We start from the raw sequence: 23,571 nt of genomic DNA, 5'->3' as shown, positions 1-23,571 counted from the left end.
TTCCATTTATGAACCAGACAGTTCATGCTGGTTTCTTAAATTGTGATTTTTACGATAAATAATATATTCCACGAGTAATAAATTCGGTACCCAGCCCAGCCAGGCAATAATCTGATAAAGATCCATCGGATTAGGCTGGAATAGATAAACCAAAATCACTTTCCAGAAACGCAATGTAAGGGCTGAACAGGTCAGGGCAAAACTGCGCAACATAAATTCTTGATGTCCTTTAAACTTCCTTTGAATTGCCAGGCGAACAGCCTGTATGGTAAAATAAAACCAACTGAGCGCAAGAAATTCAAAGGAAATGACCGAAAATAAGCCCCCATTAGCGACCGTCCCAATCAATACTCCCGAAGGTGCAGCAAATCCCAAAATGCTAATGACATACACGTAACCGATCGCACGATGCCATAAGGGGTATTTTTTAAGTAGACCTGAATTAAATTGAGTAAAACCAGCAGGTAAGGCGAGTATTGCCGTACAGACATGTACATAGAAAGCATACCTATACCACCAAAGCTCCGCTATCTCCGTTTGTTTAATCATTAGAAAATTTGCATCTAATGCAAAACTATGATAACGCCAGGTGATTTCTGCCATCAACATGCAGCTGTAGGCAAAAAGTAAAAGCCAAAATCCATTCAATACCGATATTTGAGCCTTTTTTACCATAACGAGTTTATTTGCTCCGAATTGCCTCGACAGGATCCAAACGAGAAGCCATTAAAGCAGGAACGATTCCGGATATCAGGCCAATGAAAGTAGAAAGAGATACTGTAAGAATAACCATCTTTAGACTAACAACAATAGCTACACCTGTAGCCAATTGAACAATAAATGCCAGAAAATAGACCACAAAAAGACCGATCCCGCCACCGAGCAGACAAAGGACAATAGACTCAATGAGAAACTGCGATAAAATAAAGAAGTTTTTAGCTCCCAATGCTTTTTGGATTCCAATAATATGTGTACGTTCTTTGACGCTCACAAACATGATATTGGCAATACCAAAACCACCAACTAAAATAGAAAAAATACCAATCGAGAGACCCGCAAGATTGATAATACCGAAAAGCTGATCCAATGCCCCTGTAATCATTGTTGTTTGGTTAATGGAAAAATTTTCCTCACGCTGCGGAGAAATACGGCGGATTGAGCGCATCAACGTTTTTGCTTCACTTTCAGCTTCCGCCAATGTATAACCGGACTTAATAACCATCGCAATACTTGGTGAAAAATTATCGTAATTGACAAGATTACGGGCCAATTCAAATGGAATAAAGGCGGTATCATCAGGTGAGGTATTAATTAGCACACCGTTACCTTCTTTTTTTAAAACACCGATTACCTGAATTTTTCTGCCCAACATACTAATATATTTCCCCACAGGCTCCTCATTAGGAAAAAGCCCTTCTGCAATATTAGCACCCAAAACAGTAACCAAAGCTCCCCCCCTGGATTCGCTCTCCGCAAAATACCGACCATTAACAATATTTAAATTTTGAATATACAGGTTCTCATAGGTAGCCGCATTTACCGACGAACCTTGGGCGGAATTGTTCTTATATTTAATCGTTGTGTTACCGATATTGATCATATAAGCCATGTATTCTGCGGTTGTCATACGACTTCTTAGATCCTGATAGTTATTATAGGTAGGTTCAGGCCTGTTCAAATATTTCCACCAGGGATAATTGGGACCGCCGTCCCAAGGCCATTTCTCAATATAAAGAGTCTTACTACCGATCTTCTTTACAGATTCCTCAATATTATTTCGTAAGGTATCCACCGCCGAGAATACGCCTATAATAGTAAAAATACCGATAGTCACGCCGAGCAGGGAAAGCAGGGTACGTGTACGATTGTCCTTTAATGCAGAAAACGCAAACTGACAACTTTCCAATATCAATCTAAGGAATAACATAATTGTATTCTAAAATACAATATAGTTTTGATTTAATGTCAAAATCAATAAAATATATCTATAAATTAGAAATAAGACCTTCTGATACCCAAAAAAGTTATAACTTTGTATGCTTTTTGCAACCTAGTATTTGGTGCACTGTAATGCACTGAAAGGCAGACATTAAAATATATATCATTAAAGATGAAGTTATCTCAATTTAAATTCAACTTACCAGAATCACTACTTGCTTCTGAACCTTCTGAAAATCGTGACGAATCGCGTTTGATGGTCCTACATAAAGATACTGGTAAAATTGAACACAAAATTTTCAAAGATGTATTGGATTATTTTGACGACAAAGACGTCATGATATTAAACAATACAAAAGTTTTTCCAGCGCGCCTATATGGTAATAAAGAAAAAACTGGAGCTACGATTGAAGTTTTCTTGTTACGCGAATTGAACAATGAACTTCGTCTTTGGGATGTATTGGTTGATCCAGCACGTAAAATCCGTGTCGGTAACAAATTATATTTCGGTGATGATGACCTGTTAGTGGCGGAAGTAGTTGACAACACAACTTCACGAGGACGTACGATCAGATTCCTATTCGATGGTACCGACGAAGAATTCCGTCGTAATATCGAAATTTTAGGAGAAACTCCACTTCCTAAATATATCAAACGTAAAGCAACTCCGGAAGATAAATTCCGTTACCAAACTATTTACGCTAAAAATGAAGGTGCAGTAGCAGCACCAACAGCCGGTCTTCACTTCTCACGTGAATTAATGAAACGTTTGGAGCTTAAAGGCGTTGATTTTGCTGAAGTGACATTACACGTCGGCCTAGGTACTTTCCGTACGGTGGAAGTTGAAGATTTGACGAAACATAAAATGGACTCTGAGCAATTTATTATTACGGAGGAAGCTGCGAAAATAGTAAACAAAGCGATTGATAATAAACGTCGCGTTTGTGCTGTCGGAACCACATCAATGCGTGCCATCGAATCCTCTGTCTCAGCAGACCATCATTTGAAAGCTGCTTCAGACTGGACAAGTAAATTTATCTACCCACCTTACGATTTCAGCATTGCAAATTCAATGGTTACCAATTTCCATACACCGGAATCTACTTTATTGGTTATGATTGCAGCATTTGCAGGATATGAAAATGTGATGAATGCTTATGAAGTTGCTGTAAAAGAAAAATATAGATTCTATAGCTATGGCGATGCCATGTTGATCATTTAGTCAGTTTTAGATAAACGATATCTCGAAACGTGGGTAGCAACAAACTATCCACGTTTTTTTAAATAATAACCTTTAATCTTCATCCATGAATTTTGTCATTATCGTTGCCGCCGGAACGGGAAGTCGTATGAATAGTGATCTACCAAAGCAATTTCTAGATTTAAACGGCTTACCGGTCATTATGCACACTATCAACCATTTTCAACAGTCATCGGATATTTCAGAAATTATCTTGGTCATCAGCAAAGAAATGGAAAAATTCTGGATGGAATTATGTGCAAAACTGAACTATGATACAGCGGTACATTTAACGTTTGGAGGTAGCACTCGTTTTCAGAGTGTAAAGAATGGTATTAAATATATCCAGGAAAATTTTAAAATAAAAACCAACGATTATATTGCTGTCCATGATGGAGCCCGTCCCATCGTGTCCACATCATTAATCAAGAGGGCGTTCCAAGGTGCCTATCAGCATCAAGCTATCGTTTTGGCGCAAAAAAGTGTCGAATCCATACGGATTGGCGACAATATTTCAAATCATGCGACCGACCGGAACCAGATTTGGCTAATACAGACTCCCCAGATCTTTCAAGCGGAATTATTGATAAGGGCTTACAATCAAAAAGAGGATCCTTTATTTACAGATGATGCATCAGTCGTCGAAAAAATAGGCAATCGCATTTCTATTGTAGAAGGAGATTCTAAAAATATAAAAATCACCTATCCGCAGGATCTACAAATTGCCCATTTTTATTTGAATTTGATGTAATAGTGGATAGATTAGGCGTTACCTCGGATTACGCGCAATAATACGACGATAATTGCAATCACCAATAGGATGTGAATAATATTCCCGCCCGCATAACCTCCAAAAAAGCTGATCGCCCAAATGATCACTAAAATAACGGCGATGATGTACAATAAATTTCCCATTTCTTTATAATTTAATACGTTGTTCTATTTGTGTATAAGTATAACAACGAGAAATGGACTATAGTTTTATATTAAATAGAATTGTCAAGATTGATCTGCAGTCTATCGTAAGCTAAATATATGTTTGGAGGTAACTCTTCTGAGACTTCAGCATGTAGGCCCATCCGGTGTCCAATATGCGTAAAATAGGTTTTTTCTGCTTGAATATCTTGTGCAAATTCAATGGCTTCCTGCAATGTCAAATGAGAAATATGGGATTCTTTTTGCAAAGCATTGACCACAAGAATTTTAACACCACTTAATAATTCTCTCGATTCTTGTGAAATAAACTTAGCATCTGTAATATAGGCAAAATCGTCTATCCTGAATCCAAGCACAGGCATCTTATAATGCAACACTTCAATGGGAATAATTTCCTTGCCAAACAAGAGCAATGGTTCGCCGGCTTTTATTTCCTCAAGATCTAATCGAGGAGCTCCCGGATATTTAATTTCTGTAAAAGCATAATAGAATTCACGCTTTAAAGCTTCGTGAAGCGCGTCTGTTCCATAAATCGAGATCGATGAATGCTGTTGATAATTAAATGCCCTAACATCATCCAAACCGGCTATATGATCTTTATGAGAATGCGTCATTAATACAGCATCAAGATGCATTACTTTCTCCCGCAGCATCTGGTAGCGAAAATCAGGACCTGTATCAATGACGAGCGTGTGATTATTATATTCAACAAGAATGGAAGAACGCAATCGCTTATCACGCTTGTCCTGAGATAGACAAACTTGACATTGGCAGGCAATGACGGGTACTCCCTGTGATGTTCCGGTTCCTAAAAATGTTACTCTCAAACTGCTGTTTTTGATTTCAATACCTCTTCATAAATCGGAAGTAGTTTTTCTGAAATAGTTGTTGCATCAATCTCAACATCCAAAAGAATATTCCATAAAGACTGGATCTTTATCTCCAAATTAGAGAACTTATTCACAACTACAACCTTTGTTGCCTGTAACATACAGGCCCCTGTACGAAATGAGCCCTTTTCATACCTAACTTTATAGCCCTGTTCTTTAAAAAATTCCTCTATCTTTACTAAACTACTCTGTGTAAACGGCAACAAAATCTCTCCTCCTTTTTAATTTCTTCCTCGGTATTCCAAACTTAGATAAATTTGCTTTTATTTACAAATAAATTCACTTTCATACATTTTTTGGAAATTGAAGACGATAGTAGAATTTCCTTTTTTAAACGGATAATGAATGTATCCAGATTGATCAATATCAATCAATCAACTTAAGAAGTTCATTACAAAAGGTATCCCAACTATATTTTTTCTTCTCATCAATGATATTTGTTCTGAATTGTTTCTCTTTATCATGGCGATAAAAAGACGCGATTCCCGTTGCGATACTATCAACATCGGGTTCTACCACATAGCCCACATAACCATCTTGTACCAATTCAGGAAGCCCCCCCACATTACTAACAATCATGGGCAAATCAAAGTGATAGGCCACCTGGGTAATGCCACTTTGTGTTGCACTGCGATAGGGCAATACGACGCAGTCAGCTGCCGAAAAATATCGACCAACTTCCTGATTCGGAATAAAATCGGTATGCATATAGATCGACTCCGCCAAATGATGTTTTTTAATAAGCGCTAAATAGGGAGCTGGATCTCCGTAGTACTCTCCTGCCAGCAATAATTTGATATTTAAATCCCGAAGCCGTGCATCTGCTAAGGCTTCCAACAGCATATCCAGACCTTTATAGTGTCGGATAAATCCAAAAAATAAAATAACCTTGTCTTTCGGGTCAATATGGAGCAATTTACGTGCTTCAGGTTTGCTCAAATGAACCCCATAATTATCATAAAGCGGATGCGGAGTATAGACGGCAGGTATCTGTGGGCCCAACATTTTTAAATCCGTCAGCACACTTTTACTCATCGTAACACAGGCATCAACCGATTTTAAGAAATACCGGATTAGCAACTTGTCTCCGAATCTTTGTTCATGAGGAATGATATTATCCGCAATGCAGACAATTTTAGTATGTTTATTTTTTCGTACCTGCCGTTGAATAGTGCCTAAGCAAGGACCAAAAAAGGGCATCCAAAAACGAACGATAAGTAGATCATATCGAGCATTCCGAAGTTCCCTTCCAACCCTAAGCCAATTCAGCGGATTGATCGAATTGACTTTAGTCTTAATATTCAGTCCAGTGGGAGCCGGCTCGTCTGAGTATTGGGATTTACCCGGAAAGAGAAAATTGGGATACTGTAAAGTAAACGAGTAAATATCCACCTCATGCCCCAATTCTTGGAAGTGAGCCGCCAATCGTTCGTTGAAAGAAGCAATTCCCCCGCCCCTCAGAGGATAAGCAGAGCCCAGAATCACAATGCGCATACTGAATTAAATGACTTTTTCAATTTGATAATCATTTCGCTCCGAACTACTTCTTGAAACCAGTTCCGCTAAAAATCCTGTCAAAAATAATTGGGTTCCTAGAATAATCGCTGTCAATGCAAAGAAAAATAAAGGTTGATCAGTAATATCCCTAAATGGAGTACCGCTGGCAATGCTCATTAGTTTGTGGCAGATTAAATAGATGGAGATAAATAAACCGGCCAAAAAGCTAATAACCCCCATGACACCAAAGAAATGCATAGGCCGTTTCGCAAATTTTCCAACAAAAAATATGGACAGCAAATCTAAAAAACCTTTAACAAAACGTCCCGGTCCAAATTTCGTTGTTCCGTATTTACGTGGATAATGTTGAACAATTTGTTCCTGGATATTTGTAAATCCGGCCCATTTTGCGATAACGGGAATATAGCGGTGCATCTCGCCATAGACCTCTATATTCTTCACTACTTCCTTTTTATAGGCTTTTAGACCGCAGTTAAAATCATGTAAATTATGAATCCCCGACATTGATCGCGTTACACCATTGAATAATTTGGTCGGAATTGTTTTTGTTAATGGATCATAGCGTTTTTGTTTCCAACCCGAGACCAGGTCGGCACCTTTATTCATAATTCGGTCATACAGTTCAGGGATCTCATCTGGACTATCCTGCAAATCTGCGTCCATTGTGATAACTACATCACCCTGCGCTGCCGCAAATCCAACATTTAATGCGGCGGATTTTCCATAGTTACGTCTGAATTTGATGGCCGAAATATTGCCATTTTGCAATTTTAAGTCTTCAATGATCTTCCAGGAGTTGTCTTTACTCCCATCATCAACCAAAATAATTTCATAAGAGAAATGATTGGCCGTCATTACCCGGTCAATCCAGGCAGTCAATTCGGGTAAAGATTCTTCTTCGTTAAATAACGGAACAACAACAGAAATATCCATGTGAATGTTAATCATGCTAAAAATGTACTATTTTAATACAAACAAAGGTATTACTTTTCTTAGCAATACCTTATGCGCTATATTTTATTTTATAAAAATCTACTTAGTAGGCTGCACAAATACAGGCTTTTCTCTTTTTGAAAGTGCAGACAATAACAATGCAAACACAAATTGGAACAACAATGTAATCGCAAGACCTTTAAAAATTTGGCCCAAGGTTATCTTCCCAATCGCCTCAACCTGTTTTTCTAATTCGGCAATTTTGGAATCAATGACCTCATCAGGTACATTATTCTTTTCCATATATTCAATGGTCACATTAATGGTATGGGTCACAACTTTCTCTTGTAAAGCAGGATTCACAAAATTTACATACACCTGTGTTCCAATGGTCGAAATAATCGTCGAAACAGCCAACATCATAAAAATGGATTTGAGCGCTACGGAAAAACTCCAGTAGCCTCCATTCGCTTTTCTAAGAGAAAAGGAAAACAATGCAGATATAATAACAAATATACCCGTATTGACAATAAATGACATAGACATAACTCCCCAGAAGGAATTCAGGTCTTTAACCACGAACAAAACGACTAATCCAAGAATAAAAGAAATTATGCCCAGAATGATGCCATAGATAATACTCTTTTTCTTGTTAATTACCGCATCGAATCCGGCATTGCTGGGGTTAATTGAATCTGCCATATTTATTTATTGTAATAAGTGCTAAGAACTTTATAAAGAGCCAAATCAAACGCTTTATTATTTGACGCCGCAGCATACTCCTCAAATTGTTTATCACTAGGTTTCAATTCACTAAAGAAACTCATTACCGGATAGAACAATTCATACACTTCGCTTCGAGGATTTACACCTTTCGCCACTTTCGCTATTTCAGCATATGGACTATCCACTAGAATCTGATTGGCGATGATATCTTCATAGATTTCATGCTCATCCTGAAATTCATCTTCATCAACCAATAAAAACTCCTTTAGGAAATCATCTAGTTCCGGTTCTATCTCATCATCTTTACATTCGCCTAAGTAAAGGAAAATATTCAACAATTCAGTTCCACGATCTATTGTCTCATCTTCGATTGCTTCCCATTCTTCTGAATCCAGGTAATCATCTTCAAGCTTGAGCACGTCATTCGAAAAGAAATTCATTAATAGTAAGTCAACATAGACCTCGCGAAGTTCGTCAAATAACGGATAATCGTCAAAAGATTGATCCAGAAGTTCTAATTTCTCCAGATAACTAGCTTCAGTATTAAATACTTGAATGATTTTTGCCAGAAATTCTGGGGCTGTATCAATCTCGTCAACTTTTCCATAATTTAAAATACCAGCTTCAACAGCAGCTTTTATGTTTGCTTCCATGGTTTAATCGTTTTTAATGATTTGATTATTATTGATGACCAATTCGACAGCCCCCTTTAATGTCTGTCCGAATAGTGGAGAGTTTTTTGATTTGGATTTATTTGTCTTTTCATCGAAATTCCAGGATTTCGCAAGGTCGAACAATACAAGATTTGCGGTAGCTCCTATTTTAATTTCCGGAACCGGCAAACCCAGGATTTGTCTTGGTCTAACCGAAAGACTGTTTACAATTTGCTCTTCGTTTAATCCAGCACGAACCAATAACGGTAATACGGTTTGTAATCCTATAATGCCATTTTTTGCGATATGAAACTCCACATTTTTAAATTCTATCTCCTGTGGAGTATGTTGTGATACTACCGCGTCTATTACACCTTCCTTTACACCTTTAATAAGCGCCTTGGCATCAGCTTTGGTTCTTAACGGCGGGCTGACTTTATAGTTACTATCAAAACCTATGATGTCTTCATCCGTAAAAACCAACTGATGAGCCGCCACGTCACAAGTTACCCGAAGCCCTTTTGCCTTTGCTTTTTTGATCAGATCCACAGCTTCAGGTGTACTGATTGAAGCAAAATGTATTGGAGCTTCCGTGTATTCGGCAAGATACAGATCACGGGACACCATTAATGATTCTGCGAGATTAGGAATTCCTTTCATTCCTAAATAGGTGCTCATCGCCCCTTCATTCATTTTATTTCCTCCTGCCATAGACTCATCTTCGGCATGTGAAAAGATCAGTCCTTCGAATCCTTTAGCATACAACAACGCTCTGCTCATTAAGCCCGCTTGTTGCACACTTCTATTTCCATCACTGAAAGCTACCGCCCCATTCTGCTTCATATCATAGAGCTCGGCCATTTCTTTACCTTCCCGCTTCTTGCTAATTGCACCAATAGGATGTACATCGACAATATTTCCTTTCGCAGCATTGACTACAAGCGCTACTTCAGATCGGCTCTGAATTGCTGGTTCCGTATTAGGCATCACCGCAACGGCAGTAAAACCTCCAGCAGCGGCAGCGGCTGTCCCAGTTTGGATATCTTCTTTTGTTTCTAAACCCGGCTCCCCAAAATTGGCATGTAAATCGAAAAATCCGGGCGATAACAGCTTACCCGTTCCGTCGATGGTCTCTACGTTTTTATCAGCTACTTTGATGGTATTTCCAATCTGCGTAATCTTTCCTTTTTCGATGAATATGTCAACAGTCTGCTGATGATGTTCGTTACCAGGCAAAATTACTTTAACAGAAGTAATCAATAAGCTTTTCATATATGAATGTGATTGAAATTAATAGGATACAAATTGTCTGTTGAAGCATATAGGGTGTTTTGTGATGACAAACAAAAAAAAGATTTATCACTATAGATTGTATAGCTATAAACAGAGTTTTCGCGTGATGCCTTTGATTGCTTCATTTCGAGAAACAAAGTTACAAAATACAATTTTATTATAGAACACTAAAAATAGATTTCAGTAAACATTCACTAGGAGTTTTCCCCCCATTGATAATGTTTAAAATCAAATCCGGCTAAACTCAAAATTCGATCGACCACTGTCTCAGCCAACTCTTCCAATGTTTTGGGTAGGCTATAGAATGACGGAGAAGCTGGACAAATGATCCCTCCCGCCTCAGTGACAAGTTTCATATTCTGAATATGGATAATACTTAACGGCGTCTCACGTGTAACCAAAATAAGCTTTCGCCGCTCCTTTAACATCACATCCGCAGCACGCGTAGTCAGATCCGATGAAGTTCCATACGCAATTCGTGATAAGGTCCCCATAGAACAGGGGCAAACTATCATTGTATCGAAACGCGCTGAACCTGATGCAAAGGGAGCAAAAAAATCATTTTTATCATAGAATTTAAAAGGGACATCCTGATAGCTCTCATCGCCCAATTCGGCTCGCCAGACATCCTTCGCATTATTTGACATCACAATGCCAACCTCTGTGATCTGTGATCTTAGCGAATTCAGTTTTTCCAGCAACAACTTCGCATATATAGAGCCACTCGCTCCAGTAATAGCAACAACAATCTTTCTTTTGGACATTTCTTTTAAATATAAAACAAAGCTATAAAAAAAGGGTCGAAGTGAGAAACACTCGACCCTACATCTACCTATGAAAAACATGCCCTTGGGAGGGGCTTAACAAAAGTACATCTACTTTTTAATTTTCAAAAATATTATATGAATTACTACACATTTGTGTATATAAATTTAAAAAAAATGCCTATTTCAGCAGGATTCGCATCTGTATAATCATTCAATTTTTGATCTCCCAAAACTTTTTCGTCATTTTATGACCTCTAAATACAGCAAATAAATTGGCTATCCAAACGTTTATTTTTCATTAATAAAACTTATTTTAGTGGAAGAGTTACGCAATTACATTTGAAAAATGAACCTTTCTGTTTTAGAGCAATATATTGAAGAGGGCAAAAGTCATGACATCGATTTATTATTGATTGGAAATCCCGAATTATTACAAGAGACAACCAGTCATGGTATTTCACCCTTATTATTAGCATGTTATTATAACAAACCACAAATTGTCCGAATCCTGCTGCAGCATACCAAAACAATGACGATCCATGAGGCTTGTGCTGCAGGGTTGACATCGTACGTAGAAGCTATTATCCATCAAGCTCCATCCGTTGTCAACGAATGGTCGTCCCATGGTTTTACACCTTTGTTACTGGCAACCTATTTCAACAAAGCTGATATCGTCCGTCTGTTACTTTCCAAAAAAGTAAACCCGAATGTAGCCAGTAGAAACGAACAACTTACCTATCCCTTACATATTGCCGCATCCAATAATAACGAGGAAATCGGTAAAATGCTGATTGAGGCCGATGCCGATGTCAATGCCGTTCAGGCAACAGGTGAAACGGCTTTACATTTTGCCGCCCAATTCGGAAATATTGACTTCATTGTAGCCCTATTGGAATTTGGCGCAGATACCAAGATTGTCAACCTGGCAGGACTGGCTCCGGCAGATCTCGCTTCGGAAAAAGGATATAAAGAAATCGCCGAAATACTCTCGAGTTAGCCACTTCGTAAAATTTCGGCACCAATCCTGCAACAAAGACATTGTTTTCTATCGCAGTATAATTTCTTCAACTGCAATATGGCCTGACTTTGCGATGCGTTTTCTGCAAGCCATTCGAATTCCCCAAATCTTCTTATGACCGTATTTTTTTCTGCGGGTAACCTTTCCAAAAAGTGAATCGCTCTATCGATATATTTCTCAATGCCAAAATATTTGCCATAAGCAAAAAGAAACAGTACAACAACATTAATAAGAAGAACATCGATCGTACCCTTCCCTATCTTCCCTGAGTGACCAACGGAAGGTTTTCCTCCTAACGAAAAACGATATTTCCAATATTCATTTAATTCGTTAATTTGAAACAACGATCGTGCTTCCTCGATACTCTCCAGATTTAAAATCCTTGAAAGACTTAATGATTTTTGGCTAAACAAGGCGATCAGTTGGGCTATACGAAGTTCAGGAAAATTGTAGGGCCTCATTCTCAACTTTTTCCACCCGCCGTTAACCAGCGTGATCTGATGAACATTTTGTTGATAACTAAACTCTTTATAGAGCATATTCACATATCCGTCCTCTCCATCACTGGACAAAAAACCAGCTGTGCCAAAAAAAATTGCTTCGATCTTCAAGGTATCAGAACGATATTTTTGCAATAGAGGTAATGGAAGTTTCTCCCCAAGTTCGTGAAATGTCTCGGCGTTCACTTTCAGCCCCATACTCCTACACATCCAGATCCAGAACACCTTCTCCCAATCGCTTTCATAATCAGCCAACAGATTAAAGATCGCCTGAACTTTCATTTCCAGACGTTCGTAGGATAAGGCGTCCAGCCACATTGTCTTCTTTAAAGCACTAACGGAATGGAGCTGTGACTGACAAGGAATCCAGTTTGTGGTATTCATCATTGTCGAGTATTTATCGAGTAAGTGCTGATCTACATATTCAGAGAGCAACATCGTTGGGATTACAGTTCCATCCTTTCGGTGTATGGTTTTATCATTTATCCACACAACATGAAGTATGACATTATTATAAGTTTCATCATCCTGATGATGATGTCGGTCCCAATCCGACGAACGAATATGCATTTCAATATTTCCGTACCATTCTTTGTCTCCAAGGATGATATGAGACATCAAAAAGTCTGGCCCTGCATTCAGATTATGCTGACCAAGGTTTATCACCGTCAGTGGCTCTCCATTACTGGCTTGCAATCCTATCGCATTGAATAGCCTTAGTTTCCAGATAAACTGCATTAAGTTTTCTGTCACCATAATTGTATTCTAAAAAATCAGATCAAGTAGATCAAAGGTTTATAATTTTTTAAATATACAATTTATTGGAATTATTTCACATAGATCGTAAGCAAATCACTGGAAATCAAATATTTTTCAAAAACCTCACCTATTAATTGGGGAGCGGGCACGCCAGCACGCAGTTCTGTATCGGACTGGAATACGCGCGCCTCATCCCAAAGGCCTGCATCAATAAAAGTTTGTAACGTCTTCGCTCCGCCCTCAATAATAATAGACTGCACGTCCATCAAATATAATTGATAAAGGATATTTTGAGGCAAATAGAGCCCATAGTTTTCAAGTTCAATATGTTTTATATGCCCTTGCCAATCCGTTTTTTTTGCATTAAATACAATGGTTTCAGCTTCTTCGCTAAAGATGTTGGCCGTAGGGGAAATAACCAGGTCTCGATCTATTAACACACGGATTGGATTTTTACCTTTCCAATGCCTCACGGTTAAACTAGGATTATCCGATTGAGCAGTATTGGTTCCCACCAAAATTGCATCCTCTTCTGCCCGCCAACGATGGTTCAATTGCTGACTAGCCGCGTTGCTGATCCATACCTGTTTATCTTCTTTCCCTATCAAACCATCTTTAGATTGCGCCCATTTCAAAATAACATATGGGCGATGTTGGCTAATCCGTGTAAAAAAACGGCGATTAACCCAGATAGCCTCTTTCTCTAAAAGCCCGATTTCTACCTCAATACCTGCTGCTCTGAGTATTTCAACGCCTCTGCCATTGACTTTGGCATAGGGATCCAAGCAGGCTATAAAGATCTTTAGCGGTTTTAGTTCAGCAATCAGATTGGCACAAGGAGGTGTTTTACCATAATGGGCGCAGGGTTCAAGACTGACATAGAATGTGCTTGCAGCCAATAAATCCTTTGCATTATCTCCATATTTGTCCATCACCTGACTAACGGCATTTACTTCAGCATGCGGACCGCCGTAAGGCGAAGTGTACCCTTCTCCTATGATCTGGCCCTCATGGACAATAACGGCACCAACCATAGGGTTCGGGCTCACAGATCCCGCCCCTAGCTGAGCGAGGTCCAAACAACGTTGCATATATTGCTTGTGCATATTCATAATGCAAATCTATGAAAATCGTACCTTTGACGCATGAGAATACTTCAAGATTTCGAATTATCGTTTCAGCATGAATTAAAGTCCATATATGACAATGGAGAAATAAAATCCATATTTCTACTTGTCGTGGAAGAATTATTGGGTATAAAAAGAATAGCCTATCAACAGCATAAAGGTGATTTAATATCAGAAACAGATTCTGTCCGCTTTTTGAATATTTTACAGGATCTCAAAAAAAGCAGGCCTATACAATATATCTTAAATAGAGCAGATTTTTATGGTGAGTTATTTGAAGTCAACGAATCGGTCTTGATACCAAGACAAGAAACGGAGGAATTGGTTGATTTAATTATAAAAACGCATACTAACTCATCTCGGTTAAAGGTTATTGATATCGGAACAGGTTCAGGCTGCATCCCTATTATCCTGTCAAAATACTTAAATGAGGCAAAGGTGACCACAGTGGATATTTCCAAAGAAGCCATTCATACCGCTCAAAAAAATGCCCAACGGCTCGGGCAACCGGTGCATTTCATAAATGCCGATATTTTAGAGTGGGATTACATATTTTCAGACCAACAATACGATATTATTGTTTCTAATCCCCCTTATATCACCCCAAAAGAAAAACAGCACATGCAGCAAAATGTATTAGATTACGAACCTGAACTCGCTTTGTTCATTGAAGAAAGTGCACCGTTGATCTTTTATGACGTAATTTCATCTTTTGCATTAAAACATTTGGTGCCTAATGGCGATCTCTATTTCGAAATTAATCAATATTTAGGTTCCGAAACGAAGGATCTCATCGAGAAAAAGGGCTTCCAACAAGTACAACTGATTAAGGATATCCATGGTGCTGACCGGATAATCCATGCGAAGAAGAAAGTCTAAAAAAAATAATCTTTTTATTTATTAGACAGTTAAGCTCAAGTAAGCAAATTTAAAAGCCGATTATTTGGAGCGTATAGAAAGAATTTCTACCTTTGCATCACTTTCAAAAACAGAAAGGATTCCGTAGCTCAGCTGGTAGAGCAATACACTTTTAATGTATGGGTCCTGGGTTCGAATCCCAGCGGGATCACAAAGAAAAAAGCTAATCAAACGATTAGCTTTTTCTTGTTAAAGAGATAAGGATTCGAAAGAAGGGTCGGCAGGGTTCGATCCTATGGAGGCTCAAGGATCTGCGCGGGAAACGTGCGGCTGAGCCAATCCCAGCGGGATCACAAAGAAAAAAGCTAATCAAACGATTAGCTTTTTCTTGTTAAAGAGATAAGGATTCGAAAGAAGGGTCGGCAGAATTCGATCCTATGGAGGCTCAAGGATCTGCGCGGGAAATGTGCGGCTGTAGATTTTTTTTATTTAACGGAATTGAGGCTATTCACTCCATACTATGTACAGTAGCAGTCTCAGGTTTATAGGACTTAGCTAATTTCGATAACATAAATCCGACAACCATCAAACAAATAATTCCCACTGAAAGACCTACTTGCAAAGCCAACAGATAATTATTTTTAAAATAATTACTATCAAGTACGGTATAGAATATTCCGCCTATTATACTAATCCCCAGTGAAGATGCTATCTGTTGAAACGTAGAAAATATTCCAGAAGCTGCTCCAGCATCCTTTTCTTCGACGTTATCCAGTACTATATTTAATAGAAATGGAAGCACTAAACCGTTTCCCAATCCATATAGTCCCAAAAATAGCATAGAAACAAAGGGAATGTCTTTATGTGAAAAATATATAATTTGTAACACGAACGATATTAAGATAATGATCAAACCTAATTGCAGAACTCGCTTACCATATTTAGGTAGTAGTTTTCCTGCAAATGCAGATGAAATCATAAATAAAATAGCGTGCGGAATAAAATACATACCACAAGCTAGTGCTGAAATTCCCAAACCGTTTTGTAAATAAACAGCAACAATCAGTAAATAGGCAGTATGTAGCATAAAATGAAATAGTACTGCAAATAATCCTATTTTAAAATCTTTTAACTTAAATAATGAAATATCGATTAAAGGATCCTGTTTGTTCAGTAGCTTGTTTTTTTGAACAGCAATAAACCTAAGCAAAAATATAATGGACAAAGAAGCGAGTATATAAAACCACAGCGGAAATCCATCTTCCCTACCTTCAGTCAGGGCGTATATCATGCAAGCCAAACCAATAGTTAAATAGATAGCCCCATTATAATCGAATCTTACTTTTTCTAATTTTGGCGTTTCGGTTAAATAACGATGGATGGCAAATAGAGATAATATACCGACTGGGAGATTAATAAAAAATATTAATCGCCAACCATCAATTAGAAAATGTGTTTCAGCCAAGTATCCGCCTAAAACTTGTCCAATAATGGCAGCAATACTTAATGTTATGCCATACCAGCCAATCGCAATTGCTCTTTCTTTGCTTTCTGTGAACAAAACTTGTATTAATGAAATAGATTGCGTTACCATGAACGCCGAACTCACACCTTGAAAAAACCGAGCAATATTTAATTGATTTGCATTTTGGCTTAAGCCACAAATACACGATGTGATTGTAAAGGCGAACATTCCCCAAAAGAATACTTTCTTTTTACCCAGGAAATCACCAGCTCTTGCTCCAGTTATTAGAAAACAAGCACTTCCCAATAAATAAGAAGCAATTACTAATTGTATTTCGCCATCTGAAGCATGTAAATTTGTTTTAATAGTTGGAATTGCAATATTGATTATAAAAATATCAATAACATACAACAAGGGGGCGGTAAGCACAATAAGGAGTGCCAACCACTTATTTACAGTAGTTTTCATAGAGATAAAAGATTGATAATCGTTGAAAAAAGGTATACTAAGAATGCTGACTTTCTAGTTCTAGAAGCCATTTTTTTCGCCAGATTCCCCCACCGTAGCCTACGAGACTTCCGTTTGCGCCGACGACACGATGGCAGGGAATTAGTATGGAAATTTTGTTCATCCCATTGGCATTTGCAACAGCTCGAATAGATTCCGGACGACCTATATAATCGGCTTGTTGCTTATAGGATTTTGTTTCGCCATACGGAATATCTTTAAGAGCTCTCCAAACCTTATTTTGAAATTCCGAGCCAGGAGTATGCAGAGGGACTGTAAATTCTTTTCGTTTTCCCTCAAAGTATTCATTAAGCTCTTTTTCTAGTAAATCGAAATGCAAACTACTACCCTGAATAATGGTTGCATTTAGTGCCTTTGCAAGTGATTTAAACTCCCCTTCGAGCATTTTACGATCCGTAAACTCCAATAAGCAAATACCTACCTCCGTCGCACAGGCATACATGGTACCCAAAGGGGTTTCGATTCGTTTTAGATCAATAATATTTTGCTGTTTACTATTTTTAGGAGAAACCCCAAAAATTTGCTTAAAAGAATCTCCAAATCCACTTAACGAATCAAAGCCCGAATTGAAAGCAACATCTGTTACAGATTCTCCATTTTGAATTTTCTTAAATGCCGAATTAATTCTATACATGCGCTGATAAGCTTGAAAAGTGATTCCATGATTTTTTAAAAACCATCGCCTTAATTGATTAGGCTCTACACCACGCTGACGTAAATCATAGTCTTTAAACTTCAAACTTGGGTCAACAGACAGTTCGTCAATAATTTGTTTGATGTATTGAGGCGTTTCATTTAACAATTCAAGGGGACGACAAACTTTACAAGCTCTATATCCTTTTAAGATACATTCCTTTGTAGATTTAAAAAATTCAATATTCTCCGGCTTCGGTTTTCGTGCGGTACACGATGGACGACAAAATATACCCGTTGTTTTAACTGCAGTAAAAAAGATGCCTTCATAATTTATATCTTTTGCAATAATTGCTTTATACATTTGTTCAAAGCTCATTTCCATGATTGCTATTATTTATAATTATGAAACAAATTTATTGGTAACGCTTTCCTTTGACAACCGAAAAATTAACAAGTATTTTTTTATCAATAAATTTTGATTTACCTAGAAATTGTAGTTTCAAGGTATTTGCCTGATTTCAGTATGAATTAAAATTAACAAATATTGCGCTAGCTGTTAAGCAGAACAAGCTGATTTCATGCACACATGTAAGTCTGTTCATATTTCACGTGGTGGATTTTATTAGGTAGCACTTTGTAATGATGAGAATTCATCTTTTTCCTCTTCAACTATTAAAAAGATTTCAGAAGATTAGGAAAGAATACTAGATATTGTTTCCATGCAAAAAATAAATTAAACGTCTAAGATCTCCCAATAATGAATCATTTTTATCCCATCGGGATTACAAAGGAAAAGCTAATCAAACGATTAGCTTTTCTTGTTTATAGCCTCAAAACCTTTTTTACCAGCCCGGATTTTGTAAAAGCTTCCCATTATATAAAGCTACCTCCCTGGTTGGCAAAGGCCGTAGATAATGTTTATCAGGATCAAATTTCCTTGCCGAAGCAGGTTGAACGATCAGAAAACCATTCGCATCAGTTCTGGCTTGGAAGCCTGCTCCATTATATGGCGCAATATTCTGCCATGCCGAACCTTTGATCTTTATCCCTTTAATATCCTGAATCATTTCACTTTCAGCTGTTTTCCAACGCCTGATATCATCATAGCGAAAGCCCTCTAGCGCGAACTCCACATTCCGCTCCCGCCTTAGCTCCGTTCTCATATCCAACCCATTGGCAGATAAAAATTCATTTTTCAAAGCTGGCATCCCCGCTCTAGCACGCAACAGGTTTACTGTTTTGTCAAGTTCAGCATCAGACAGCTTACCATTCTTTTCATATAGCGCCTCTGCATAGCTCAGCAATACTTCGGCATATCGGATAATATGACAGTCATAACCGAAATTATCACCATTGTTAGTATTCCCATATACATTTTCTGAAAGGTATTTGTAGGTGATATAACCGGTATTGGCATTGCGCTGTGGTGAATTAGGCCAGTTTACAACAGGAACAATCGGATTGAAAACTTCAATAATGGCAGTACCGGGAATCAGTAAAGTCATGGTCATTCTTGGATCCCGGTTATCAAATTCGGAACTTACCGTCTGATAGCCTTTAAATTGACCGGATTTTGTTATCGGCAGCCCATCTTTACACAAATACATATCCGCCAACTTCTTAGTGGCCAGGTAGCATACTGTACCCACCACCGAATAAGGATATTGCTGCCCAGAAATATTGACTTCATATCGGCGATCCAATATACTTTCCTTTGAATCGTCCCCTTCCTCAATAAAAAGGTAACGGTAACTTTGGGCTCCTTTACCAGTAAACAATGCATATTCACCACTATTGATGACCTGCTCCGCCGCAGTAATAGCCATATTTAAATAATCAAGACCATTACCATTTCTGAATTTCTGCCATGTCCCTTCGAACAAGGCAATTCTTGCTTTTAAAGATTCTGCGCTACCCTTGGTAATACGTCCCACATCCGATACCGAAAGTGCACTCTTGACAGGAAGGTCTGCTACCGCATCGCTAAGATCCTTCAATATGAAATCCACTGTTTCCTTTCTTTCGGACCTTGCAGTATACAGGTCGGGATCATTAACATCGAGCACTTTGGTAATCAATGGCACACCGCCATACAGACGAAATAACAGCCAGTAATTATATGCCCGAAAAAACTTGGCTTCTGCAACATAGTTTTTAATACCAGGATCAGTCAATCCTTCACCTTTGGCAATAATATTATTGGCGTTGCGGATATAATAATAGGCATTCGTCCAAGTCGAAGATACATCTGGCGGCAAATAATCACCATCACTGATGGCATTCGCCACATTGAAAGCAATATCAGATTCTGTATCACTGAAATTAAAACCAACAAGGGAATTGTACAGACCATTAGCCCCTAGTTTAAAATCTGCGGCAGTTTTATAGAAAGTAACATCGGACAGCGTGTCCTTTGGCTTCAGATCCAGTGTCTTTTTACAACCGGTCATGAGCAGGCCACATAACAATAGTATAGAAAAATGTTTCATGACAATATCTTTTTGAATAGATTCTTAAAATTTAATATTCAGTCCCACAGAACTTACTCTGGTAAAAGGATAAGTAACCTCGTTTGAGTTTTGATACCCCTCTTCCGGATCAAACGAACGCCCCCAAGTACCTTTAGAGAAGGTAAATAGATCTTGGCCACTAACATACAAACGGATACCATTCAGCCGTAGGCGTTTACAGAAAACTTCCGGCACATTATAGCCCAGTGTAATCACCTTGACTCTTAGATAAGAGAGGGCATTTACCCGCATGGAAGAGTATTGCCAGTTATAGTTCAGCAAATTGTCAAAACCTACTGAACCCGGAATCAAGCGGGGATACTTGGCATCTGTATGCTCTGGGGTCCATGATTTTTTATAGAAATATTCCAAAGGCTGAAAGTAAATAGCACTCATAGGAACGGCAAAAGAACCATCCCTTATATTCACCTGTTTCCCAACACCTTGCAGCATCAACGATAGATCGAAATTGGAATAGGCCAGGTTAAAATTTAGAGAGAAAGTATATCTTGGCAAAATACTACCTAGGTTTACCATATCCCCTTTCGACCCCTTGACCGGATCACCGTACGCTGTGATCTTTCCATCTCCATCCACGTCTTTATACATCATATCGCCCACTCCAATATTAGAGGGAATGCCTCCTAGTTTCTTATATTCTGCCAATTGTTCCGCATTCTGAATGATGCCTGCAGCTTCATACCCAAAATAACTATTCAAAGAATATCCCTGGTGCGCAAAATTCAACCCTTGTTTTAACACGTCATTCCCTTTTAGTTCCACAAGTTTGTTTTTACTATCGTTGAGGATACCGGTCACGCTATATCTAAATTTACCGACTTGGTCCTTCCAGCCAAGTGAAAGGTCAAAACCTCGCGTAACCAAATGACCAAGATTTTGGCTTGGGGGTGTTCCCCCAAGGGTAACCGGCACCTGTACATTCACCAACATATTCCTGTTCTGTTTATCGTAAACATCAAAACTTCCGGTCAAACGGTTATCCATAAAACCAAAATCAAGTCCAAAGTTGGTGGTCTCAATCGTTTCCCATGTCCTGGTCGTTGACGCAATTCCAGAAACTGCCCCTGGTAATCTGGCATTTGGAGCTCCAAGAGGGTAACCTCCACTGATAGAAACAAGTGGAATATATCCGTAATTACCGAATGCACCGATCTCCTGATTACCGGCTTTACCCCAAGACGCCCTAAATTTTAGGTTATCTATAAAATTTAATGACTTTATGAATTTTTCCTGACCTAGATTATAAGCTGCAGAAACGGCGGGAAATACTGCGCTCCATCGCTGGTCCGGCGCAAACTTAGAACTTCCGTCTATACGAAGAGTAGCATCCAGGAACAATTTATTTTTGAACGTATAACTCAACCTACTGAAATAAGAGTCTAATGCCCAATCGGTATCATAACCGCTTAAGTTTGTATAATCAGCTTTGGTTTGATCGGCCAGTCCAAGGGCAAAAATCTCATTTCCCGGAAAGTTGGATGCGCTCACTGACTGACCTAGATCGGTATATTTCTCAAAAGAAGTACCAGCCATCAAATTGAAATTATGCTCGCCGAAAGTCCTGGCATATTCCAGAAAACCGGTATAAGATCTATAAATATTCCTGTTACTGATGTAATAAGCTGAATTTAGCGGGTTCCTATACCCCTGCAGACCACCTTCATAATTGTATTCGGTAAAAGTTCTATAATTTCCATTATCATAGTAATTATTATTGGTCACTCCCACCTGGCCCGTCAGCTTCAATCCTTTTAACAACTCTACATCAGCCTTCACATTAAAAGCAAACCCAGAAGAATTTGTCTGCCGCTTACCGCCTTCTTCTAATTCCTGTGCAGGATTTACATACCCCTGATAAGTATAATACTGTCCAAGAGGATTTCTTAAAGGCACAAAATTGAATATCCGTGGTATATTATGCATGACATCCGCAATCGAAGAAGGTTCATGGATAATATCATTACTGTAACTGTTTCTGGTCTGTACATTGATTTTGTCCAAGAGCTTAAAGTCGTAGTTCATACGGAGGTTATAACGGTTGGTGTAGTTTTTCCCATAATTAAATACCCCATTATCATTCGTATAACCAGCAGAAAACAAATACGAACTGTTTTCCCCGCCTCCATTCACGCTCAGATTATGGTTCTGCTGTATCGCATTTCCATAGACAATTTTGTTCCAGTCATTATCTGTATAAAATCCAGGATAGTCCTGTAGATAGGTTACCCAACCTGCTTTGGGATCTGGAGACGCACCTTGTTTAATCTTATCCATTACTCCGGCGGGCAGGCCTTCCAGTCCCACATTCTTCAGGGATTCATCTGTCATTTCGGCAAACTGTAGGGTTGATGTTACTTTCTTGAGAAAGTCCGGCGTTTTAACTCCAAAATTTCCGGAATAACTGACCTGCGGAATACCTTTTGCGCCTTTCTTTGTCGTAATTAGCACTACTCCATCAGCTGCACGCGCACCGTAAATCGATGCGGCAGCATCTTTTAATACGGTAACACTTGCGATATCATTTGGGTTTAGACTATAAATATCCCCATTTACTCCATCGATAAGCACCAATGGCTTATTTCCGTTCACAGAAGAAAAACCTCTGATCTGCAGATCGTAGCCTTGGCGCCCTGGCTGTCCACTGCTCCGCACTACTGTTAAACCCGAAACCGCTCCCTGTAAAGCACTGGAGGCATTCACCAAAGGCCGGGACTCAAATGCTTTGCTGTCGATCTGGGAAATAGAACCTGTAACGGAAGCCTTATCCTTGGTCGTATAGCCTACAACAATGACCTCCTTGAGCTTTGAATCATCCGCCGCTAATGTAACATCTATTGTGGACCGACCTCCAACAGCTTCCTCTTTTTCGGTATAGCCTATAAATTTGAAGGCCAGAATGCCTTCTGTTCTTGGCAGTTTAATGGTATACTGACCTTGTGCATTGGAAACTGAACCGATCTTCGTCCCTTTTAGTAATACGGAGGCTCCTGACAAAGGCGTGCCAAGATGGTCTGTGATCTTTCCTCGAACAGTGAGGGTGTCGGCGCGCCTTTTATCTGAAATATAGATAGACCGCTTAGTTTCTGCATGCAGCATACCCGATGACAACGGGAACAATAAGACCAAGCCTGATATCACTTTTAGTGGCTTTATCCCAACTGTTCGTTTTGGTAAAAAAAAATTCATACGTTTACAAAGTTTGGTTAAAGTTGAACTTAGGTTCACTGTAAAGCTATAAACAAACGTTTGCGTAAA

The 23,571-nt window shown here is 38.7% G+C and carries 21 protein-coding genes and 1 tRNA gene; 5 read left to right on the top strand and 17 right to left on the bottom strand.

What is annotated here, in order from left to right; translation table 11 throughout:
* Positions 1-6: 6 nt before the first annotated feature.
* Positions 7-675 carry a DUF2306 domain-containing protein gene (locus ABDW32_RS04925; protein WP_343560015.1) on the bottom strand — a complete coding sequence of 223 codons (669 nt, stop codon included), beginning with the start codon at positions 673-675 and terminating at the stop codon, positions 7-9.
* Positions 676-682: 7 nt separating this feature from the next.
* A complete protein-coding gene (locus ABDW32_RS04920; RefSeq protein ID WP_175992005.1) occupies positions 683-1,927 on the bottom strand; it encodes an ABC transporter permease in 1,245 nt (414 codons plus the stop codon).
* A gap of 183 nt (positions 1,928-2,110) precedes the next feature.
* Between ABDW32_RS04920 and queA the strand changes: the two genes are divergently transcribed.
* Both queA and ABDW32_RS04910 read left to right on the top strand, forming a co-directional pair.
* Positions 2,111-3,160 carry a tRNA preQ1(34) S-adenosylmethionine ribosyltransferase-isomerase QueA gene (queA, locus tag ABDW32_RS04915; protein ID WP_077435390.1) on the top strand — a complete coding sequence of 350 codons (1,050 nt, stop codon included), beginning with the start codon at positions 2,111-2,113 and terminating at the stop codon, positions 3,158-3,160.
* Between the two features lie 85 nt (positions 3,161-3,245).
* On the top strand, positions 3,246-3,929 hold the full coding sequence (locus ABDW32_RS04910) for a 2-C-methyl-D-erythritol 4-phosphate cytidylyltransferase (protein ID WP_343560010.1): 684 nt from the start codon (positions 3,246-3,248) through the stop codon (positions 3,927-3,929).
* An 11-nt stretch (positions 3,930-3,940) separates the two neighbouring features.
* On the opposite strand, the gene ABDW32_RS04905 is transcribed toward ABDW32_RS04910, so the two are convergent.
* From ABDW32_RS04905 to ABDW32_RS04865, 9 genes are all read right to left on the bottom strand, one after another.
* Positions 3,941-4,093, bottom strand: coding sequence for a lmo0937 family membrane protein (locus ABDW32_RS04905; RefSeq protein WP_138097065.1), 153 nt, complete (start codon positions 4,091-4,093; stop codon positions 3,941-3,943).
* 71 nt (positions 4,094-4,164) lie between these two features.
* The gene (locus ABDW32_RS04900; protein WP_343560008.1) at positions 4,165-4,941 is read right to left on the bottom strand and encodes an MBL fold metallo-hydrolase; all 777 of its coding nucleotides are present in this window, start codon (positions 4,939-4,941) and stop codon (positions 4,165-4,167) included.
* Positions 4,938-5,105 (bottom strand): hypothetical protein, encoded by a 168-nt coding sequence (locus ABDW32_RS04895; protein ID WP_254846203.1) that lies wholly within the window; start codon positions 5,103-5,105, stop codon positions 4,938-4,940. The genes ABDW32_RS04900 and ABDW32_RS04895 overlap by 4 nt, the downstream gene beginning before the upstream one ends.
* Before the next feature lie 265 nt (positions 5,106-5,370).
* Complete coding sequence (locus ABDW32_RS04890; protein WP_343560006.1) at positions 5,371-6,498, bottom strand: glycosyltransferase family 4 protein; 1,128 nt, start codon at positions 6,496-6,498, stop codon at positions 5,371-5,373.
* A gap of 6 nt (positions 6,499-6,504) precedes the next feature.
* Complete coding sequence (locus ABDW32_RS04885) at positions 6,505-7,455, bottom strand: glycosyltransferase family 2 protein (RefSeq protein WP_343560956.1); 951 nt, start codon at positions 7,453-7,455, stop codon at positions 6,505-6,507.
* A gap of 99 nt (positions 7,456-7,554) precedes the next feature.
* Positions 7,555-8,157, bottom strand: a complete 603-nt coding sequence (locus tag ABDW32_RS04880) for a DUF4199 domain-containing protein (RefSeq protein ID WP_343560004.1) — start codon at positions 8,155-8,157, stop codon at positions 7,555-7,557.
* A 2-nt stretch (positions 8,158-8,159) separates the two neighbouring features.
* Entirely contained in the window at positions 8,160-8,834 is a 675-nt protein-coding gene (locus tag ABDW32_RS04875; RefSeq protein WP_343560002.1) for a hypothetical protein, read from the bottom strand.
* A 3-nt stretch (positions 8,835-8,837) separates the two neighbouring features.
* Complete coding sequence (locus ABDW32_RS04870) at positions 8,838-10,106, bottom strand: dihydroorotase (protein ID WP_343560000.1); 1,269 nt, start codon at positions 10,104-10,106, stop codon at positions 8,838-8,840.
* A 215-nt stretch (positions 10,107-10,321) separates the two neighbouring features.
* Positions 10,322-10,891, bottom strand: coding sequence for a UbiX family flavin prenyltransferase (locus ABDW32_RS04865; protein ID WP_343559998.1), 570 nt, complete (start codon positions 10,889-10,891; stop codon positions 10,322-10,324).
* A 349-nt stretch (positions 10,892-11,240) separates the two neighbouring features.
* Here ABDW32_RS04865 and ABDW32_RS04860 point away from each other — a divergent pair, with 349 nt between their 5' ends.
* Positions 11,241-11,891: an ankyrin repeat domain-containing protein gene (locus ABDW32_RS04860; protein WP_343559996.1), complete on the top strand. Its 651-nt coding sequence runs from the start codon at positions 11,241-11,243 to the stop codon at positions 11,889-11,891.
* Here the strand turns inward: ABDW32_RS04860 and ABDW32_RS04855 are convergent.
* Together ABDW32_RS04855 and ribD are read right to left on the bottom strand one after the other, a co-directional pair.
* Positions 11,888-13,168, bottom strand: coding sequence for a DUF2851 family protein (locus tag ABDW32_RS04855; protein ID WP_343559994.1), 1,281 nt, complete (start codon positions 13,166-13,168; stop codon positions 11,888-11,890). The genes ABDW32_RS04860 and ABDW32_RS04855 overlap by 4 nt on opposite strands.
* A gap of 71 nt (positions 13,169-13,239) precedes the next feature.
* Complete coding sequence (gene ribD, locus ABDW32_RS04850) at positions 13,240-14,283, bottom strand: bifunctional diaminohydroxyphosphoribosylaminopyrimidine deaminase/5-amino-6-(5-phosphoribosylamino)uracil reductase RibD (RefSeq protein WP_343559992.1); 1,044 nt, start codon at positions 14,281-14,283, stop codon at positions 13,240-13,242.
* Positions 14,284-14,316: 33 nt separating this feature from the next.
* Here ribD and prmC point away from each other — a divergent pair, with 33 nt between their 5' ends.
* Together prmC and ABDW32_RS04840 are read left to right on the top strand one after the other, a co-directional pair.
* Entirely contained in the window at positions 14,317-15,177 is an 861-nt protein-coding gene (gene prmC, locus ABDW32_RS04845) for a peptide chain release factor N(5)-glutamine methyltransferase (RefSeq protein ID WP_343559990.1), read from the top strand.
* 117 nt (positions 15,178-15,294) lie between these two features.
* A tRNA-Lys gene (locus ABDW32_RS04840) sits at positions 15,295-15,367 on the top strand.
* A 297-nt stretch (positions 15,368-15,664) separates the two neighbouring features.
* Here ABDW32_RS04840 and ABDW32_RS04835 read toward each other — a convergent pair.
* The 4 genes from ABDW32_RS04835 to ABDW32_RS04820 form a co-directional block, all read right to left on the bottom strand.
* The gene (locus tag ABDW32_RS04835) at positions 15,665-17,089 is read right to left on the bottom strand and encodes an MFS transporter (RefSeq protein WP_343559988.1); all 1,425 of its coding nucleotides are present in this window, start codon (positions 17,087-17,089) and stop codon (positions 15,665-15,667) included.
* A 37-nt stretch (positions 17,090-17,126) separates the two neighbouring features.
* Positions 17,127-18,167, bottom strand: coding sequence for a trifunctional transcriptional activator/DNA repair protein Ada/methylated-DNA--[protein]-cysteine S-methyltransferase (locus tag ABDW32_RS04830; RefSeq protein ID WP_343559986.1), 1,041 nt, complete (start codon positions 18,165-18,167; stop codon positions 17,127-17,129).
* Positions 18,168-18,627: 460 nt separating this feature from the next.
* Entirely contained in the window at positions 18,628-20,274 is a 1,647-nt protein-coding gene (locus tag ABDW32_RS04825) for a RagB/SusD family nutrient uptake outer membrane protein (protein WP_343559984.1), read from the bottom strand.
* A 24-nt stretch (positions 20,275-20,298) separates the two neighbouring features.
* The gene (locus ABDW32_RS04820; RefSeq protein ID WP_343559982.1) at positions 20,299-23,502 is read right to left on the bottom strand and encodes a TonB-dependent receptor; all 3,204 of its coding nucleotides are present in this window, start codon (positions 23,500-23,502) and stop codon (positions 20,299-20,301) included.
* Between the last annotated feature and the right edge of the window lie 69 nt (positions 23,503-23,571).

Origin of the sequence: Sphingobacterium sp. (genome assembly GCF_039596235.1) — a bacterium.
GTDB lineage: Bacteria > Bacteroidota > Bacteroidia > Sphingobacteriales > Sphingobacteriaceae > Sphingobacterium.
Note: the sequence above shows the minus strand (reverse complement) of the source record. Positions and strands in the feature narration are given on the sequence as shown.

What these genes read in the sequence shown, in the direction of transcription:
- ABDW32_RS04925 (WP_343560015.1), bottom strand. Translation starts at nt 675, where the DNA reads ATGGTAAAAAAGGCTCAAATATCGGTATTGAATGGATTTTGGCTTTTA.
- ABDW32_RS04920 (WP_175992005.1), bottom strand. Translation starts at nt 1,927, where the DNA reads ATGTTATTCCTTAGATTGATATTGGAAAGTTGTCAGTTTGCGTTTTCT.
- queA (WP_077435390.1), top strand. Translation starts at nt 2,111, where the DNA reads ATGAAGTTATCTCAATTTAAATTCAACTTACCAGAATCACTACTTGCT.
- ABDW32_RS04910 (WP_343560010.1), top strand. Translation starts at nt 3,246, where the DNA reads ATGAATTTTGTCATTATCGTTGCCGCCGGAACGGGAAGTCGTATGAAT.
- ABDW32_RS04905 (WP_138097065.1), bottom strand. Translation starts at nt 4,093, where the DNA reads ATGGGAAATTTATTGTACATCATCGCCGTTATTTTAGTGATCATTTGG.
- ABDW32_RS04895 (WP_254846203.1), bottom strand. Translation starts at nt 5,105, where the DNA reads ATGTTACAGGCAACAAAGGTTGTAGTTGTGAATAAGTTCTCTAATTTG.
- ABDW32_RS04890 (WP_343560006.1), bottom strand. Translation starts at nt 6,498, where the DNA reads ATGCGCATTGTGATTCTGGGCTCTGCTTATCCTCTGAGGGGCGGGGGA.
- ABDW32_RS04885 (WP_343560956.1), bottom strand. Translation starts at nt 7,455, where the DNA reads ATGGATATTTCTGTTGTTGTTCCGTTATTTAACGAAGAAGAATCTTTA.
- ABDW32_RS04880 (WP_343560004.1), bottom strand. Translation starts at nt 8,157, where the DNA reads ATGGCAGATTCAATTAACCCCAGCAATGCCGGATTCGATGCGGTAATT.
- ABDW32_RS04875 (WP_343560002.1), bottom strand. Translation starts at nt 8,834, where the DNA reads ATGGAAGCAAACATAAAAGCTGCTGTTGAAGCTGGTATTTTAAATTAT.
- ABDW32_RS04870 (WP_343560000.1), bottom strand. Translation starts at nt 10,106, where the DNA reads ATGAAAAGCTTATTGATTACTTCTGTTAAAGTAATTTTGCCTGGTAAC.
- ABDW32_RS04865 (WP_343559998.1), bottom strand. Translation starts at nt 10,891, where the DNA reads ATGTCCAAAAGAAAGATTGTTGTTGCTATTACTGGAGCGAGTGGCTCT.
- ABDW32_RS04860 (WP_343559996.1), top strand. Translation starts at nt 11,241, where the DNA reads ATGAACCTTTCTGTTTTAGAGCAATATATTGAAGAGGGCAAAAGTCAT.
- ABDW32_RS04855 (WP_343559994.1), bottom strand. Translation starts at nt 13,168, where the DNA reads ATGGTGACAGAAAACTTAATGCAGTTTATCTGGAAACTAAGGCTATTC.
- ribD (WP_343559992.1), bottom strand. Translation starts at nt 14,283, where the DNA reads ATGAATATGCACAAGCAATATATGCAACGTTGTTTGGACCTCGCTCAG.
- prmC (WP_343559990.1), top strand. Translation starts at nt 14,317, where the DNA reads ATGAGAATACTTCAAGATTTCGAATTATCGTTTCAGCATGAATTAAAG.
- ABDW32_RS04835 (WP_343559988.1), bottom strand. Translation starts at nt 17,089, where the DNA reads ATGAAAACTACTGTAAATAAGTGGTTGGCACTCCTTATTGTGCTTACC.
- ABDW32_RS04830 (WP_343559986.1), bottom strand. Translation starts at nt 18,167, where the DNA reads ATGGAAATGAGCTTTGAACAAATGTATAAAGCAATTATTGCAAAAGAT.
- ABDW32_RS04825 (WP_343559984.1), bottom strand. Translation starts at nt 20,274, where the DNA reads ATGAAACATTTTTCTATACTATTGTTATGTGGCCTGCTCATGACCGGT.
- ABDW32_RS04820 (WP_343559982.1), bottom strand. Translation starts at nt 23,502, where the DNA reads ATGAATTTTTTTTTACCAAAACGAACAGTTGGGATAAAGCCACTAAAA.